The sequence below is a fragment of the Pseudomonas coronafaciens pv. oryzae str. 1_6 genome, from assembly GCF_000156995.2.
GTDB classification, from domain to species: Bacteria; Pseudomonadota; Gammaproteobacteria; order Pseudomonadales; family Pseudomonadaceae; genus Aquipseudomonas; species Aquipseudomonas tremae.
On the sequence record NZ_CP046035.1, the window covers coordinates 4070946 to 4085834 of the forward strand.

Here is a 14889-nt window from a genome sequence, read left to right on the forward strand (position 1 = left end):
TCACACTCCCGGTTGCCGGTAATTGAAGATCGCGCGCCCGGATAAGGCGGGCGTGGTGTCGCGAATGGCGTTTTGCATCAGGCTCAGCAGGGCCGCGCGTTGATTGGCCAGGCTTTCCAGATGCGCGAGCAGATCATCGAGGCGACAAGGGTTTGCTATCCAGCTGATCAGGACCACGCAGCGGGTCTGCGGATCGATGGCAAACGCGCCTTCGCAAGCACAGGCAAGGCTCGCGCCGCCCTCGCTGAGCAGGGCTTCAAGCCGTTGAGGGTCATCGGCATCATAGGGGTCGAGCAGCTCGATGCTGCACCGAACCCCGTCACCGATCACCGCCAGACGAGCGTTGGCTTCATCGATCCAGCAGTCCAGCGGCGTCGCCGGTCGCTGGGCAAACCATTGGCCGAGGATCTCGGTGAAATCACTGAATTCCATCGATGATTGCTTTGGTGATGCCGTGTTTGGCGCGCAGGCTTTCATTGACAGCGATATTGGCAACGTCGGCTTGCTGCTGAGCGTCGTTGAATGCCTGCATATCTTCGATAGAGCCGCTTTCCGAAGCCTGCATCGCCGCGTCCTCCATATTGGTCTGGGCGCGATTCGAAGAGTTGTCCAGATGACGTTGCAAACTGTTGAAACTGATCATGTTCTGGTGCTCCATAAAAGGGGTTCAACCCTTGAGTGGAACAAACATGCCGGACGGTTCCATTTTGTGATTCGCGATCCGGTCGCGTGTGTGTTCGTTCGAGGCCTGTGCTCAGGCTGACGGACCAGCGCCCAACAAACCGTTGCGCAGGCTCGTCCAGTCGATATCGAAAGCGCCATTCGCGTCACTCAGCCGCAAGCTGCCCAGCGCTATGGTCGCGTCACGCTTGAGCTGCCAGTGCTCTGCAAACCGGCTTTCGGCCAGCCACTCGGCGACAGGCTCGGCCATATCGGGGTGAACACCAAGCGTTGCGACCGCTTCATTGAGCTGACTGGCAGCAAGGTTTCTGACCACCGCACGCGCCCTTTCGGCCAGCGTCGTGTCGTCCAGCAAATTCTTTAGCGACTCGTTCAAAAGCGTTTCAACAGCGCACAGCGCTTGCTCCTGCAAGGCCTCGCGTTGCGCTTTCAGCTCAGCCAGCAGGTCATTGGCGCTTTGCCAGAACTGTGCAAGCGCCTGTTCTTGCAGGCGCTGGGCCTTCTCCTGCTCAAGCACCAGCAATTGGCTGGCCTGCTGCTGCGCATCGGCGAGTACATCGCGCGCCATCAGGCTGTCGGCGATGTGTTCACGGCGCAAGATCGGTTCAGGCAGCAGCGTAGCGGCCGTCAGAGCAATACTGCGTTTGGCGAGCATGGGGAAATTCCTGAGACAAAGAGAACCGGAGGGTGTTCAGGCCGCCGAGACACGCCACAAAACGGCTTGCCACAACGTTTGAAGCTTGTTATAGGGTGCCTTGCACGGGGTGTCAGCCACCTCTTCCGGCGGCCACGCCAGGCGCAATCGAGACCAGTATCGAGCGCCTAGCCAGGCCCCCAGCAGCAATCGTGCATCCTGGTTGTGCAGATCAAGCCAGACCTCGGGCCGTAACGCCTTGCTGAACCCTCGGCACCATTGCCCGTCAGGGTCTTCACTTTCATTCAGGGAAAAGCAGATGCATTGCGCCAGCGCTATCGCCTGTTCACGTTGCGACGGTGACAGCGCCAGCCAGCTCAATACCGGCTCATCTAACTGCGGCGGCTGATCTGCAACGATGCCGATACTCTGAAGAAACACACCATGACGGCTGGTCAGCAGCGCTTCGCAATCATGTATCGACACTCCATGCACTTCGGCAAATCTGTCCTGCCAGGCCGGGTGCGCCCAAGGCCAGGGGTTACACCACCAGTTGACCCACAGTTGCTCGGCATCCTGATTCATCACGCACGCGCCGGAAGGTTCGAACGCTTGCCACGGACGCCTGCACCGATGCGCTTCAACAACGCGGCACGCCAGTCACTGCGCACCAGCAGAACGGCTATCAGCAGTGACAGCAGAATCCCGGCCGGAATCACCCAAAGCATGACCTTCCAGAATGGCAGGTTAGCGCTATCGAGCTTGAAGGGCCCGAAACTCACCCATTGCGTGGTTTCCTGGAATTCGGCAGCCGGGACGAAGACAATCGAAAACTTCTTTGAATCTGCAGATTGCGCGGACATGCCGGGAATACTGCTGGCGACCATCTGTTGAATACGTCCACGCACACTGTCAGGGTCCAGCGCAGCCGAGTGTTTGATGAAAACCGCAGCGGATGCCGGTTGGATCGGCTCGCCCGGCGCCACGCGCTCTGGCAATACCACATGCACCCTGGCGACGATGACCCCATCGATCTGCGACAGTGTGGCCTCGAGTTCTTGCGACAAGGCATAGATGTAACGGGCGCGCTCTTCAAGCGGGGTAGAAATCACCCCTTCCTTTTTGAATATCTCACCCAGACTGGTCCGTGAATGCCGAGGCAGGCCTGCTGCGTCGAGCACGCGCACCGCACGGTTCATGTCGCTGGTGGCAACCGTCACCACTACGCCGGTCTTCTCCATGCGTTTACGCGCATCGATATGCTGGTCAGCAAGACGAGCTACTACCTCGTTGGAATCCTGCTCAGAAAGACCTGTGAACAAGTCAGTCTCGTCACTGCAGCCCCCGAGCAGGAGCATGCACAGCATCAGCAGCCCTGCGCTCAAAAATTTCACGGAAACCTCTACTGCAGGTTGGTCAACTTGTCGAGCGCCTGAGCGCTCTTGCTGACGACCTTGGTCGTCAACGCCATTTGCAGCGAGCACTGCGAAAGCGCGCGGCCCAATTGCACGATTTCCGAACCGTCTTCGGAGTTCGCCACTTTCTTCATCTGACGCATTGCCTGATTTGAAAGCTTGGCGGTATCGCCCAGACGCTCGGACAGCACGCTGGCCACCCGATCGCTCAGGTGCGACGTAGCAGGCCCGTTATCCGGACGCATCGCCGCATTGAATAAGTCGACATCCGCCTGAGCGGGCTCAGAGGCAAGGCCCTGATGCACATTCTGCCCAAGCCCCGGGGAGACGCTGTTGATATTGCTGATTTGGGAAATGGTCATAATGACTCTCCGTCAGGCGGCTGTCAGTCAGGACAAGGATTGATTATGAGTACCCTGCAGCAGGGCAGTGAGCAGCAGCGCGGCAGTTTGCGCGGCACTTGATTGCAAGTTGCCAGCCGCGTTGCCAGCGCCTTGAAGCGTTGCTTCAAGCCCTTTCTGCAGCAGTCCACCCAAGAGCTGGCCCAAATCCTGACTGGCCGTATTGCCATTGGTGTTGCCGCCGGACTGTGTCGAGTTGTCGACAGGGGAACCCAGACCTCCACCCGAAGCGGATGCCTGCAGACCCCGGTCGATCAGTTGCCCGATCAATTGACCTGGGTCAAAGGTGCTATTGCCGTTGCCATTACCATTGCTGGAAGGCCCGGTGTTGGCATCAATCAGAGGATCACCGAACGAACCGGATGAATCACCGGACCCACTCACAGGAGAACCCAGACCACCGCCACCAGCCGCACCACTGGCACCACTCTCTTGCTGGCCGAGCTGTTGACCGATGAGGTCGAGGGCGGAACGGAACTGAGCAGTTTCCTGACCATCCAGACCATTGTCTTCCTTCAGTTCGTCCGACCAGGTGCCGCCGTCGGTGGTAGGGAACTGGGACTTATTGTCGTCCATGAATTGGGCGACTTTTTCCAGCAGAGGCATGTCATCTTTGGAGAACGTGGTTCCGCCGTCCTCGCTGGGCTTCAGCAGATCGTTCAGCACAGCTTTGCCAAGACCGCTCAGCACCTGGTTCATCAGGTCAGACTGTCCGGCACCCGAACCGCCACCCACACCGCCGCCCAAACCGGAATCAGAGCCACCACCACCGCCACCGCCTACATCTCGATTACCGGCCATGCCTGCGGAAGCGCCGAAATTGTCACCGAGCTTTTCGTGGATCAGCTTATCGAGCCCTGCGGTGATGTCATCAATGCTGCCACCGGACTTACCGTCCGCAGCCATCGATTTTGCGAGCATCTTGCCAAGCGGAGACGTGTCATCCAGCTTGCCATTTTTAGTCAGCGCCTGAACCAGTTGATCGATAACGTCCTTGAGCTCTTTGCTCGACGTGCTGGTGTTGTTGCTCACATTGCTGTCGGATGACAACGGGAACGACGATACCGGGGTTTGCAACGAGGCAAAAATGTTTAGAGCTTGCATAGAAACGCCCTTCCTGAAGTAGCGGCCCCCTCCGTCAAGGGGGCAATCAGAAATAATTAGTAACTGATACCTTTGGCGTTTTGCGCCGTGGCACTGATTTTCTTGTTGGTGGAGTCTTCTTTACCAGCTTCGATGGCGTTCAAAACGTCCATCGTTTGCTTCTTTTTGGTCTCTTCGGCTTGCATGGCGATCAATTGCGCGCCGTTGGCGTCCATCTCTGCACTGGCCTTGTTCTGCGCAGCCAGCGACAGACTGTTGCCCATGCCTGTGCCTGCGAGAACGTTGCCCTGCATGTTAGCGGCCGAAGCGATAGTGTTAGCACCCTGCAGTGCACCGCCAATGCCATTGGCGACGCCGGTGCCGGCTTGAGTGAGGCTCGAAGTGATGCTTGGAAATGCGGGCATGTCTTGATTCCCCTTTCTTGGCTATACCAGCGTAATTGCTTGGTACAACTACGTGGCATCAGTCCATGAATCGGTTCCGGCGACAGCACAAAAAATCAGATCTGCAACTCTTTTATCCGGCGGTAGAGCGTGCGCCGAGGCATATCGAGCTCCTGACTGACAGCGTCGATGCAGTGGTGATGGCGCTTGAGCGACTCCTGGATCAGCGCTTTCTCGATAGCCCGCAACTGCGATTTGAGTCCGCAAGCCAGGTATTTTTCACCCTGAGGCTCGCTTCCAAGCAATGGAAAGCCCAGCACGAATCGCTTTGCTGCCGCCTTCAATTCACGAATATTGCCGGGCCATTCGTGCTTCAGCAGTAGTTCCTGAAGCGCAGGGCAAACCGTCGGCACGGCGACATTCAGCTCGGCACCAGCGGCCGCCGCAAAACGTTTGAATGAGGGGACAATACGCTCAGGCTGGGAGCGCAGCGGCGGCAGCTTGAGGGTCAGTACATTCAGGCGAAAATACAGATCGCGGCGAAATCGACCGTCCTCCACAGCGTCGTCCAGCGAGCATTGGGCCGAGGCAATCACACAGATATCGAGCTTGATCGTCGAGGTCGACCCCAAGCGCTCAAGAGCTCGGGTTTCAAGCACCCTCAGCAGCTTGGCTTGCAGGTTCAGCGACATGCTGTCGATCTCATCCAGATAGAGCGTGCCGCCCTGCGCTGCTTCGATGTACCCGACTCGAGAGCGGTCGGCTCCGGTGTAAGCGCCGCTGACCACTCCGAACAACTCACTCTCTGCCAGAGATTCCGGGATAGCCGCGCAATTCATGGCTACCAGCCGGCCTTTACGGCCGGACATCGTGTGAATCCGCCGAGCAATGGTGTCCTTGCCAGTGCCAGTCTCGCCTGACAACAGCACATCGATACCCAACTGCGAAATACTTTCGGCAACGATCCCGAGATTCGGGACACGCTCCTCGTCCAGGTCATCATCGTACGTAGCGTCCAGACTCATCCCGTGATCCCCAAAACTCCAGTGTGGCAAGAACGCCGCGAATCAGATTCCAGCCGCCAAGGCAATTTGCGTGGTAACGCCCAGCTCCTTCATGCGGTGATAAAGGGTACGTCTTGGCAGTTCAAGCTCTTCAAGCACCGCATCGACATTGTGGCGATGCCGCTTCAGGGCATCCTGAATGAGCATTTTCTCGATGACACGCATTTGCGTGCGCAGGTCGGTGGCCGAGGCCAGGTCCTCGACAGGCTCGCAACCCAGTAAAGGAAAATTCAACACAAACCGTTTGGCTGCCGATTTCAGCTCACGCACGTTGCCTGGCCAGTCATGACTAAGCAGGACCTGCACACGTCCGCTATCCAGCGCTGGAGCCGGACGCCCCAGCTCGGCAGCGATTTCCTGGGTGAACTGGTCGAACAACGGCAAAATCTGCTCACGACGTTTGCGCAAGGCTGGCAGATGGAGCGTCAGCACATTGAGCCGAAAAAACAGGTCGCGACGAAAAAGTCCTTGTTCCACCAGTTCATCCAGTGGTCGCTGAGCCGAAGCTATCACCCGCAGATCCACAGGAATGAACTCGGTCGAGCCTAGCCGCTCGACGCCACGGCTTTCCAGCACACGCAACAGCTTGGCCTGAAGACTCATTGGCATGCTGTCTATCTCGTCCAGGTACAGCGTGCCGCCACTCGATGCTTCGATGTAGCCCTCGCGAGCGCGGCACACGCCGGTAAATGCACCGTTCACCACTCCGAAAAGCTGGCTCTCGGCCAGCGACTCAGGGATCGCAGCGCAGTTCATCCCGACAAAAGGTCCAGACCTGCTGGACAGCTCATGGATACGGTTGGCAAGCGTGTCCTTGCCCGTGCCTGTTTCGCCACACAGCAGCAAATCCATATCAAGGAACGCGCTGTTCATTGCAATTTGATGACCCGCCGATACTGCAGTTACGCCCCAACACTCCTGGACGTTCTTATCAATGTCTGTGCTCATCGGTCACTCTCATGGTGGAAGGCAAGCGGACTATTAATACCACGTCTTACAAGGCACACATATAGGGATTTAGTTCCCCAACGAGTGCAAAAAATATCACAAAAATGAGAATGACTATCATCGTATCATCGTCATATTAACGGCGCCCCAAAGGCATGAAATTGATCGAGCAAAAATAACTAGATTAGAATTTATTCAACAAAATCAATAAGTTACGATATACAATTGCTATTTAATTATCGTTTTTTGCTCTTTTTATTTACTGCAACAAATACGGCAGCAATACCGACGCACTCAGAATTTAATACACCTCGACATAACACAGCGATAGCCCGACATAACAAAATAAAAGAAGACCCACAAGACTGAAATAAAAACACTGCCCTGTACGCGAAACGCTTCAACTTAAGAAATGCTCTTTGGCATAAACATCCAGTGAACTATAAAACACTCACTCATAACAAGAAGACATCCATCGACAAAGAATAAAATCATACATCGGTTATTACAGGGGATAAGAGAGATAAAAGTTTGACCAGACGATCAGGTATCAGCATGGCAGGGTTCGGATTTCCGAACGTCAGCTCACCCTTAACCTGGCCGATCCCACAATCCCCCCGATTTTCCGCCTCAAAAAGTGATAGCCATTTGCCACAACCTCATTCGGCATTCCGAACATATATCCTTTCGTAGCGCCTTTGCTGAAACAAACCAATGCGCCACTACTTAGCTGAACCGGTTTAATGTAGGACAATCAGGCAATGCAAGCTATGCAAAAGCCATCACATCGTTATCAGCCATGCTTATAGGTAGTCATCACCAACGTGATTTTTGAGAGGGTGTGTCTATGCAGTTACAAATGCTTACAAAGTTCAAAAAAATTACTGACCGAACACGGCAAAAGATGGACGGCTAAGAATTTTGCGATCCAAAAAACATGTGAAAAGAGAATTTAAAGATTTCCTTAAGACTATTAACAAACCAGACATTAAATGAGAAAAACACCAAAAACCGGCGGTTTTCAGGGGTTTTTCTAAAAAATTAAGAAAATTTTAGTGTTTACTGACGTACATCGCTGGCATAGACCACCACCCGTGGACCGGTGGGCAGCTCACGAGGACCGCTGCGGTACTCGATATCCTCTCGTTTTCGCGGCGCCGAATGATCATCTCTGGTGCGCGTTGTCTTGACTGCACCGATCGCAAAATCATACTGATTCGGGGCCAGGGATGCTGTCGAAACGACTGGCTCCGAGCGTTCGGCAACCAAGGCAGGCATGGTTTTCTCTGCAGGCAGTGCCCGCAGTGCCTCTTGCGTAGGAGCAGGCGGTGCAGGCGGCGGAGTTTGTTCTGCCACGCTTGTAGGTTGAGCCACCTTCGGGATCGGCGGGCGCTCATCGGCTACCGGCATGGAAACGACAGGGCCAGGGCTCTGCTCGGCAACCTTCACTGGATGAACCGGTTTCTGCACAGGTAGCTGCTCTGCAACCTGCACCGGCTCAGCAGGCTTGATCGCCGGAAGCGGCAAAGCCTTTCTGTTTTCGTGAAGCGGAGGCACCGTGGTCGTAACGGGTGTCTCGCCGGTGATTTGCTGGATGCCTGCCGTCAGGGCTTGTTTGTGTACCTTGGGTATCAGCAGACGTCCTGGACCATCCGGCGTTTTTTTGCGCAGGAACGCCGGGTTGAGTCGTACCAGCTGGGCCTCATCCACGCCAGTAGTGGCAGCGAGCTGGGAGAGGTCCACCGCATGGTTCAGTTCGACCACGTCAAAGTAAGGCACATTGGCAATCGGGTTGAGCTTTACACCATAGGCCGCCGGGTTGCGTACCAGCATAGACAGCGCCAACAAACGAGGTACGTAATCCTGGGTCTCTTTCGGCAAGCTCAGGTGCCAGTAGTCAACCGGCAGGCCACGACGTCGGTTTGCTTCAATCGCTCGCCCGACCGTGCCCTCCCCTGCGTTATATGCCGCAAGTGCCAACAGCCAGTCGTTGCCGAATTGACCATGCAGGCGCGTCAGGTAATCCATCGCCGCTTTACTGGAAGCCACGACATCCCGACGAGCATCGTACGTGGTGCTCTGACGAAGGTTGAAGGCGCGTCCGGTGGAAGGGACGAACTGCCACAGACCTGCCGCAGCGGCAGGTGAGTTGGCCATGGGGTTGTAGGAGCTTTCAATCATTGGCAGTAACGCCAGCTCCATAGGCATTTGGCGCTCGTCCAGACGCTCGACAATGAAATGCAGATAAGGGCTGGCACGAACGCTGGCACTGCTCACAAAACCTTTGTTGCTCAGCAGCCAGTCACGCTGACGGATTATCCGCTCGTTGGCGCCCTGCCCGTCGACCAGCCGGCACCGCTCAGCGAGACGCTGCCAGACGTCATCTCCGTTATAAGCCGGCATGTCGGAAACGCTCGGCAGGCCGATGTCCGCCTGCTCGTTGGTCGAGCCGCCATTCACCAGCCCCGCAACAAGGCGCGGCAAGCGATCATGGCGCGACTGGGAATAATCGACTGACTGGCAGCCCACACACACAGAGCCCAGCGCAAGAATGGCGATCTGAACCGAACGGACCAATAAGCGAGGTCTGGAAATGGGTGGTATAGGGGCTGGCATTGTCGGGAATGTCCTGAGCATGTTCACCCTACGTGGTGCGATGGCCATTCCGGTTCCCTGCACTGCAGATGTCGGCTGCGAAAACCCTTACAGCTGAAACACTTCAGTCACCCCTTTTTTATGGAACCGCAGCCGCTTGTGCGCCACGCAACCTTTGAAGAACTTCAAGGATTCATCAAGGCATCGCTCTGCGGAAGCAGAGGACAAGGATAAGGACAAGGAGATTCACAGTGCAGGCACCCACGATCAGCCGGAACACCGGAAACGTTATTCAGACACAGGCGACAGCAGCCCTTCGTAACCCATCCGACTTGCAACAACGCGCCGAACAGCCCACCCAACGCTCATCACACTCGCTGGGGAGTCTGGGAAAACGAATGCTGAAAAGCGTCGGCAAAGTGTTTCAGAAATCCAGAACACCGCGACAGGCAGCGGCCAGACCACCCAGCACAACAAACACCTCAAGCTCACATCCGCCTTCCAATGGCGCAGTCACACAGAATGCCACTCGGGCATCTCGTCTACCGGGCACTGACAACCCACCCAAGTCAATCCTGCGCAACAATTCAGATAAAGCGAGTAGCTCCGGGACAGCAGTGCATGGCGCCGAAAAAGCGCTCAAGCAGGCAGAGCCTGCCGACCGAAACAACCGCCGTGTCAGGTTCGACATTCCGGGAGAGCGCCTGGAACGCAACACTTCAGCCGGACTATCTGCAGATCCAGCGGATGATGAAGAAGCGGTCGCCAACGCTGTTCGCGAATCCCGACTTCCCGGTAGCCGCCTGCAAGGGCACGACGGCAAGCGCCAGTCATTTATGGCCAGCAAACCGAACGAGGCAGGCAGCTCCGGAATCAACGTCGACGATTCAGACGAGCCAGCGCAAAAACCAAGCCTGGGACGCAGTGCTGGCGGTCGTTTCGAACTGAAAGATGAAAAGTTTACACGCCACGCCCAACCCCAAGGCACCGTCCAGCTGGATGCCAAAGGCAAGCCCGATTTTTCCACGTTCAATACACCTGGCCTTGCCCAGTTACTGGACTCTATTCTCGCTGGCCCCAAACAAACCTACCTGGCTCATGAAAGCAAACCCGGCGTGCATGGACACCAACTGCTAGAGGCCAACGGATACCTACTGCATCTGGTGGAGGACGAAAGCTCGCTGGCGCTGGTTCGCAGTAGTAACGAAGCACTGAATATAGAAGGGAAAAAGCTGCCCACCGTGCGCATGGAACGCGTAGACGGCCATATTCATATCGAAACCAGCAGTGGCCGCAAAAGCCAGGAGTTGCCTGGCAAGGCGCATATGGCCTACCTCACCGACGTATACCAGACCAGCAGCCAAGAACGCCTGCGTGTGTACGAAAACCGGTTGTATCAATTCGACCCGACCAGCGCCCGCTGGAAGGAACCGGAAGGTCTGGAAGAGATCGCGTTCGATAGTCTTTCCATGGGCGGTAACGGCTCGGTCTATGCGAAAAGTGACGACGTTCTGGTCGACCTGTCGAGTCCATTCATGCCACACGTGGAAGTCAAAGACCTGCAGTCATTTTCGTTGGCGCCGGACAATAGAGCTGCTTTGCTCAGTGGCACAAAAGCTCAGGCCATCCTGCTGACTGACATGAGCCCGATAACTGGCGGGCTGACGCCGAAAAGAACCAAAGTTCTTGAGCTGGATGACGGCAAGGCGCAGGCGGCTGCAGTCGGCTTGAGCGCGGACAAGCTGTTCGTCGCAGACACCCGCGGCAGACTTTACAGCGCGGATCGCAGTGCGTTTGAAAGCGACGATCCGCACTTGAAGCTCATGCCCGAACAGGCTGGCTTTAAGTTGGCGGGCCTGCCTATTGGCGGCAACAACCGCGTCACCGGATTCATCAACGGTGACGACGGTCGTATTCACGCATTGATCCAGAACCGTGAGGGCGAGGTTCACTCCCACGCCCTCGACGAGCAAGGTTCGACACTGGAAAGCGGCTGGAACCTGACCAGTGTGCAGGTGCGGCACAACAATCGCGGCCTGATCATGCCCCCGGCGCCCGCCGCCCCTGAACGGCTCAACCTGGATCGTGCAGGCCTGGTTGGCCTGAGCGAAGGACGCATACAGCGCTGGGATGATGCGCCTGAATGCTGGAAAGACGCAGGTATAAAAGATGTCGATCGCCTGCAACGCGGCGCCGACAGCAACGCCTATGTACTCAAGGGCGGCAAGCTGCATGCACTCAAGGTTGCTCCCTTCCACCCCAACATGGCCTTTAACCGCAACCTATCGCTGGCTCAGACAGCGCGCTCGACAACCGTCGAGATGGGCGAGGAGATCAAGGGCCTTGATGACCGCGTGATCACGGCATTTGCGATGGTCAACAATGAGCGATTTGTCGTACTTGATAAGCAGAACAAGCTCACTGCGCACAGCAAGGATCACCAACCTGTCAAGCTTGAGGCCCCCAGACTGGAAGGTGATATCAAAAGCCTGGCGCTGGACGAAGAACACAACCTGTACGCTCTCACCAGTACCGGCGGGCTTTATTCTCTGTCCAAGAAAAGCTGGCAGTCGACAAAGCTGAAGTATCAGATGCGAGCCGAATGGACGCCGGTTGCCCTCCCGGGAGGGCAGCCGGTCAAAGCGCTCTTCAGCAACGACAACAACGTGCTCAGCGCCCAGATCGAAGACGCCGAGGGCGAGGGCCTGATGCAGCTCAAGGCAGGTGAATGGCAACCTTTCGAGCAGCGCCCGGTGGCAGAAAATGGCTTGAACGATGGGTACTCGCGCATCAAGGGCTCAAACAAGACCTGGCGCCCAAAAGGCGGGATGACCGTCAGGATGGATTACAACTTTATGGGCCGCGGCGGCATGGAGAAACGCCACAAAGCCAGCTCCAGCGAATTCATGCGCGCCAACGTCGCCAAACCCACCCTCGCCTGGCCGCGCTGGATGAAGAACTCCGGTAACCATCTCAAGCATCGTTACCTTGGTCGCGTAGGCTTGAAAGAAGTTTATGAAAGCGAGTCGATTCTGTTCCAGCAACTGGAACTGATACATGAGGCGGGGGGAATGCCACCGGCGCCAGGTAAAGATCTGAAAACGCGCATTGCCGCGCTGGAAAAAAAACTGGGACCCGAAGGCGCCACGCTGATCAAAAAACTGGAAGCTCTGCGCGACGAGCTGGAAAATCACAGTTACACCGCGCTGATGTCTATCGGTCAGAGCTACGGCAAGTTAAAAAACCTCAGGCAGAGGGATGGCATTCTCAATCAGCATGGAGAGTTGGCCAAGCCGGCGGTACGCATGCAGTTTGGCAAGACGCTTGCCGCTAAGTGCGCAAAGCTCAACGTCAAAAGCTCTGGGCATGATTTAGTCAAAGAGCTGCAAGATGCCTTGACCCAAGTCGCTCCGTCCGCTGAAAACCCCACCAAACAATTACTCGGCAAACTCAAGTATCAAGGGCTGAAACTCAGCCATCAGAAAGCCGACATACCCATGGGCCAGCGCCGCGACGCCAACGAGGATCAAGGGTTGAGTAAAGCGCGTCTGGCGCTGGACCTGGTCACACTGAAGAACCTCGGCAATCTTCTCGACGAAGTGGAGAAGCCACAAAGCGATATAGACGTGCTGGAGAAGAAACTGGAGACGCTGCGTGATGTGACCTACGGGAAAAACCCGGTCAAGGTGGTCACAGATATGGGTTTTACCGATAACAGTGCACTTGAAAGCGGTTATGACTCGGTCAAGACATTCCTGAAAGCGTTTAAAAAACAGGACCATGCCGTAAGCGTCAATATGCGCGCAGCCACAGGCAGCAAGGACCAGACCGAGCTGTGCGAAAACTTCAAAAGCATACTCAAGCAACTGGAGCATGCCGACGACGAAATCAGTCTGCAGCGTAGTTATGGACTGAACCTCACCACCCCATTCATGATCCTTGCCGATAAGGCCACAGGCCCCTGGCCAATGGCAGGCGCCACTGCTAATCGTAATTACATACTCAACGCCGAACGTTGCGAGGGCGGAGTGACCTTTTACCTGATGAGCGAAGCTGCGGGGAGCATGAGTGGCGGTTTAGGCGCCGGTCACGATTACTGGCCGGGTTTTTTTGATGAAAAAGATCCTGCACGCAGTGTCGACGTCGGTAACCACCGTTCGCTAATTCCCAACTTTCGCCTGGGCGTAGCCGTGACCGCCACTGCCACCGCCAGCCAGCGTGCCGGTGTGGTCTTCAATGTTGCGGATGAAGACCTCGGCTGGTTTGTCGACAACCTGTTCGCGGGCACACACAACCCGCTGAAAATGATGAAAAAAGCGGTAGACCATGAGGCCTATCAGGCGCGACGATTCACGTTTGATATCACGGGGGCCGGAACGGCAGAACTGCGCGCAGGTATCAACCTGACCCCGGATAAAAGCCCGACAGCCGACCCTGACAGCGATTCGTTTTCTGCAGTTGTACGCGCAGGGATCGCTGCAAACCTTACTGTTAATGCGCTGAACTACAACGATTACTCCCTGATCCAGAAAAACGACAAGACTGAATTGCGTGAAGGCGGCAAGAACCGCCCTCGATTCTTCAATAGCCTGGCGGCGGGGGGACAGATTCGTGGCCAGATAGGCGCCACCCACACTGAATCTACAGGTCGCCCTGCCTCCACTCCCGGGCCGACAGCCGCCTCCCAGTCAGCCGCCAACAATTTAGGCGCAGCATTCAATTTCAGCGCCGATAGAAAAACTGTCAAACGGGTCAAGTTTCGCTACAACGTAGCCAAGCCGATAACCAACGAAGGTCTGACCAAGCTGTCAAAAAGCCTTGACGGTGCATTCAAGGACAACACGATCAAAGCAAAACTGGCTGAACTGGCCGACCCTCTGAATGCACGCTACACAGGCAAGAAACCTGACGAGGCCATTCAGGCATGGCTCGACGGGCTTGAAGAGTTGTTTGCCGATACACCACCGCCGAACGACGATGACAAGAAGTACAAGGCGCTCCGCCAGCTGAAACGCGCAGCGGTCGAGCATCGGGCGTCCGTCAACAAGCACAGCGTAATGGACAACGCACGCTTTGAAACAAGCAGAACCGATATATCGGGCATGACCAGCGAGAACATATTCACCAGGATCATGAATTTACTGGGCAGCGAGAGCGCTCCAGGTAACGCGACAAGGGTTATCGAACTCATGCGCCACGACCCGAAACTTCGTGCCTTACTGAAGGAAATGGAGCACAGCGTCGGAACGTTGGCACGCGTACGACTAGAACCCAAGGACTCGCTAGTCGATAAAATCGATGAAGGCAGCCATGACGGCACCATGACTCAAAACGACCTCTCCCGTCTTCTGGAAGACCGCAACCAGATGCGCATCAAGCGGCTGGTGGTATTCCATACCGTGACTCAGGCTGAAAATTTCAGCTCACCTCTGCCCTTGGTCGGTTATAACAGTGGCGCAAGCTTAAGCATCACTAAAACGCTAGGACGCATCAACTTCATTTATGGCGCCGATCAGGATAAACCGATTGGTTATACCTTCGATGGGGAATTGTCACGACCATCCGCTTCGCTCAAGGAAGCGGCGGCCCAGTTGAAGAAAGCGGGGTTTGAATTGAAGAGCTGACAACGCAAACAGCGAAAAGCGAAAAGCGCCGCATTGAAGC

Annotated in this window: 12 protein-coding genes; 1 reads left to right on the top strand and 11 read right to left on the bottom strand. The window is 55.9% G+C overall.

Features of this window, described 5'->3' with window-relative positions; all coding sequences use genetic code 11:
* From POR16_RS18220 to POR16_RS18270, 11 genes are all read right to left on the bottom strand, one after another.
* The gene (locus POR16_RS18220) at positions 1-432 is read right to left on the bottom strand and encodes a hypothetical protein (protein WP_005891565.1); all 432 of its coding nucleotides are present in this window, start codon (positions 430-432) and stop codon (positions 1-3) included.
* Positions 419-643 carry a type III secretion protein gene (locus POR16_RS18225; RefSeq protein WP_005891564.1) on the bottom strand — a complete coding sequence of 75 codons (225 nt, stop codon included), beginning with the start codon at positions 641-643 and terminating at the stop codon, positions 419-421. The genes POR16_RS18220 and POR16_RS18225 overlap by 14 nt, the downstream gene beginning before the upstream one ends.
* Before the next feature lie 111 nt (positions 644-754).
* Positions 755-1336: a type III secretion system stator protein SctL gene (sctL, locus tag POR16_RS18230; RefSeq protein ID WP_122381102.1), complete on the bottom strand. Its 582-nt coding sequence runs from the start codon at positions 1334-1336 to the stop codon at positions 755-757.
* A 36-nt stretch (positions 1337-1372) separates the two neighbouring features.
* Positions 1373-1900 (bottom strand): hypothetical protein, encoded by a 528-nt coding sequence (locus POR16_RS18235; protein WP_005891561.1) that lies wholly within the window; start codon positions 1898-1900, stop codon positions 1373-1375.
* Positions 1900-2709: a type III secretion system inner membrane ring lipoprotein SctJ gene (gene sctJ, locus POR16_RS18240; RefSeq protein ID WP_005891560.1), complete on the bottom strand. Its 810-nt coding sequence runs from the start codon at positions 2707-2709 to the stop codon at positions 1900-1902. Before sctJ ends, POR16_RS18235 begins: the two co-directional genes overlap by 1 nt.
* Before the next feature lie 8 nt (positions 2710-2717).
* Positions 2718-3092 (bottom strand): type III secretion system inner rod subunit SctI, encoded by a 375-nt coding sequence (gene sctI, locus POR16_RS18245; RefSeq protein ID WP_005891559.1) that lies wholly within the window; start codon positions 3090-3092, stop codon positions 2718-2720.
* A 27-nt stretch (positions 3093-3119) separates the two neighbouring features.
* Positions 3120-4235 (bottom strand): type III secretion system effector HrpZ, encoded by a 1116-nt coding sequence (gene hrpZ / locus POR16_RS18250; protein ID WP_005891558.1) that lies wholly within the window; start codon positions 4233-4235, stop codon positions 3120-3122.
* 56 nt (positions 4236-4291) lie between these two features.
* Complete coding sequence (locus tag POR16_RS18255) at positions 4292-4639, bottom strand: type III secretion system major pilin HrpA (RefSeq protein ID WP_005891557.1); 348 nt, start codon at positions 4637-4639, stop codon at positions 4292-4294.
* A gap of 95 nt (positions 4640-4734) precedes the next feature.
* Positions 4735-5643 carry a sigma 54-interacting transcriptional regulator gene (locus POR16_RS18260; protein WP_005891554.1) on the bottom strand — a complete coding sequence of 303 codons (909 nt, stop codon included), beginning with the start codon at positions 5641-5643 and terminating at the stop codon, positions 4735-4737.
* A gap of 42 nt (positions 5644-5685) precedes the next feature.
* The gene (locus POR16_RS18265; RefSeq protein ID WP_005891552.1) at positions 5686-6630 is read right to left on the bottom strand and encodes a sigma 54-interacting transcriptional regulator; all 945 of its coding nucleotides are present in this window, start codon (positions 6628-6630) and stop codon (positions 5686-5688) included.
* A gap of 1059 nt (positions 6631-7689) precedes the next feature.
* Positions 7690-9246, bottom strand: a complete 1557-nt coding sequence (locus POR16_RS18270) for a lytic transglycosylase domain-containing protein (RefSeq protein WP_042932365.1) — start codon at positions 9244-9246, stop codon at positions 7690-7692.
* Between the two features lie 230 nt (positions 9247-9476).
* On the opposite strand from POR16_RS18270, the gene POR16_RS18275 reads away from it, so the two are divergent.
* Positions 9477-14849, top strand: a complete 5373-nt coding sequence (locus tag POR16_RS18275; RefSeq protein WP_154897063.1) for an AvrE-family type 3 secretion system effector — start codon at positions 9477-9479, stop codon at positions 14847-14849.
* Positions 14850-14889: the final 40 nt, after the last annotated feature.

What these genes read in the sequence shown, in the direction of transcription:
- hrpZ (WP_005891558.1), bottom strand. Translation starts at nt 4,235, where the DNA reads ATGCAAGCTCTAAACATTTTTGCCTCGTTGCAAACCCCGGTATCGTCG.
- POR16_RS18235 (WP_005891561.1), bottom strand. Translation starts at nt 1,900, where the DNA reads ATGAATCAGGATGCCGAGCAACTGTGGGTCAACTGGTGGTGTAACCCC.
- POR16_RS18260 (WP_005891554.1), bottom strand. Translation starts at nt 5,643, where the DNA reads ATGAGTCTGGACGCTACGTACGATGATGACCTGGACGAGGAGCGTGTC.
- POR16_RS18225 (WP_005891564.1), bottom strand. Translation starts at nt 643, where the DNA reads ATGATCAGTTTCAACAGTTTGCAACGTCATCTGGACAACTCTTCGAAT.
- sctI (WP_005891559.1), bottom strand. Translation starts at nt 3,092, where the DNA reads ATGACCATTTCCCAAATCAGCAATATCAACAGCGTCTCCCCGGGGCTT.
- POR16_RS18255 (WP_005891557.1), bottom strand. Translation starts at nt 4,639, where the DNA reads ATGCCCGCATTTCCAAGCATCACTTCGAGCCTCACTCAAGCCGGCACC.
- POR16_RS18270 (WP_042932365.1), bottom strand. Translation starts at nt 9,246, where the DNA reads ATGCCAGCCCCTATACCACCCATTTCCAGACCTCGCTTATTGGTCCGT.
- POR16_RS18220 (WP_005891565.1), bottom strand. Translation starts at nt 432, where the DNA reads ATGGAATTCAGTGATTTCACCGAGATCCTCGGCCAATGGTTTGCCCAG.
- sctL (WP_122381102.1), bottom strand. Translation starts at nt 1,336, where the DNA reads ATGCTCGCCAAACGCAGTATTGCTCTGACGGCCGCTACGCTGCTGCCT.
- POR16_RS18265 (WP_005891552.1), bottom strand. Translation starts at nt 6,630, where the DNA reads ATGAGCACAGACATTGATAAGAACGTCCAGGAGTGTTGGGGCGTAACT.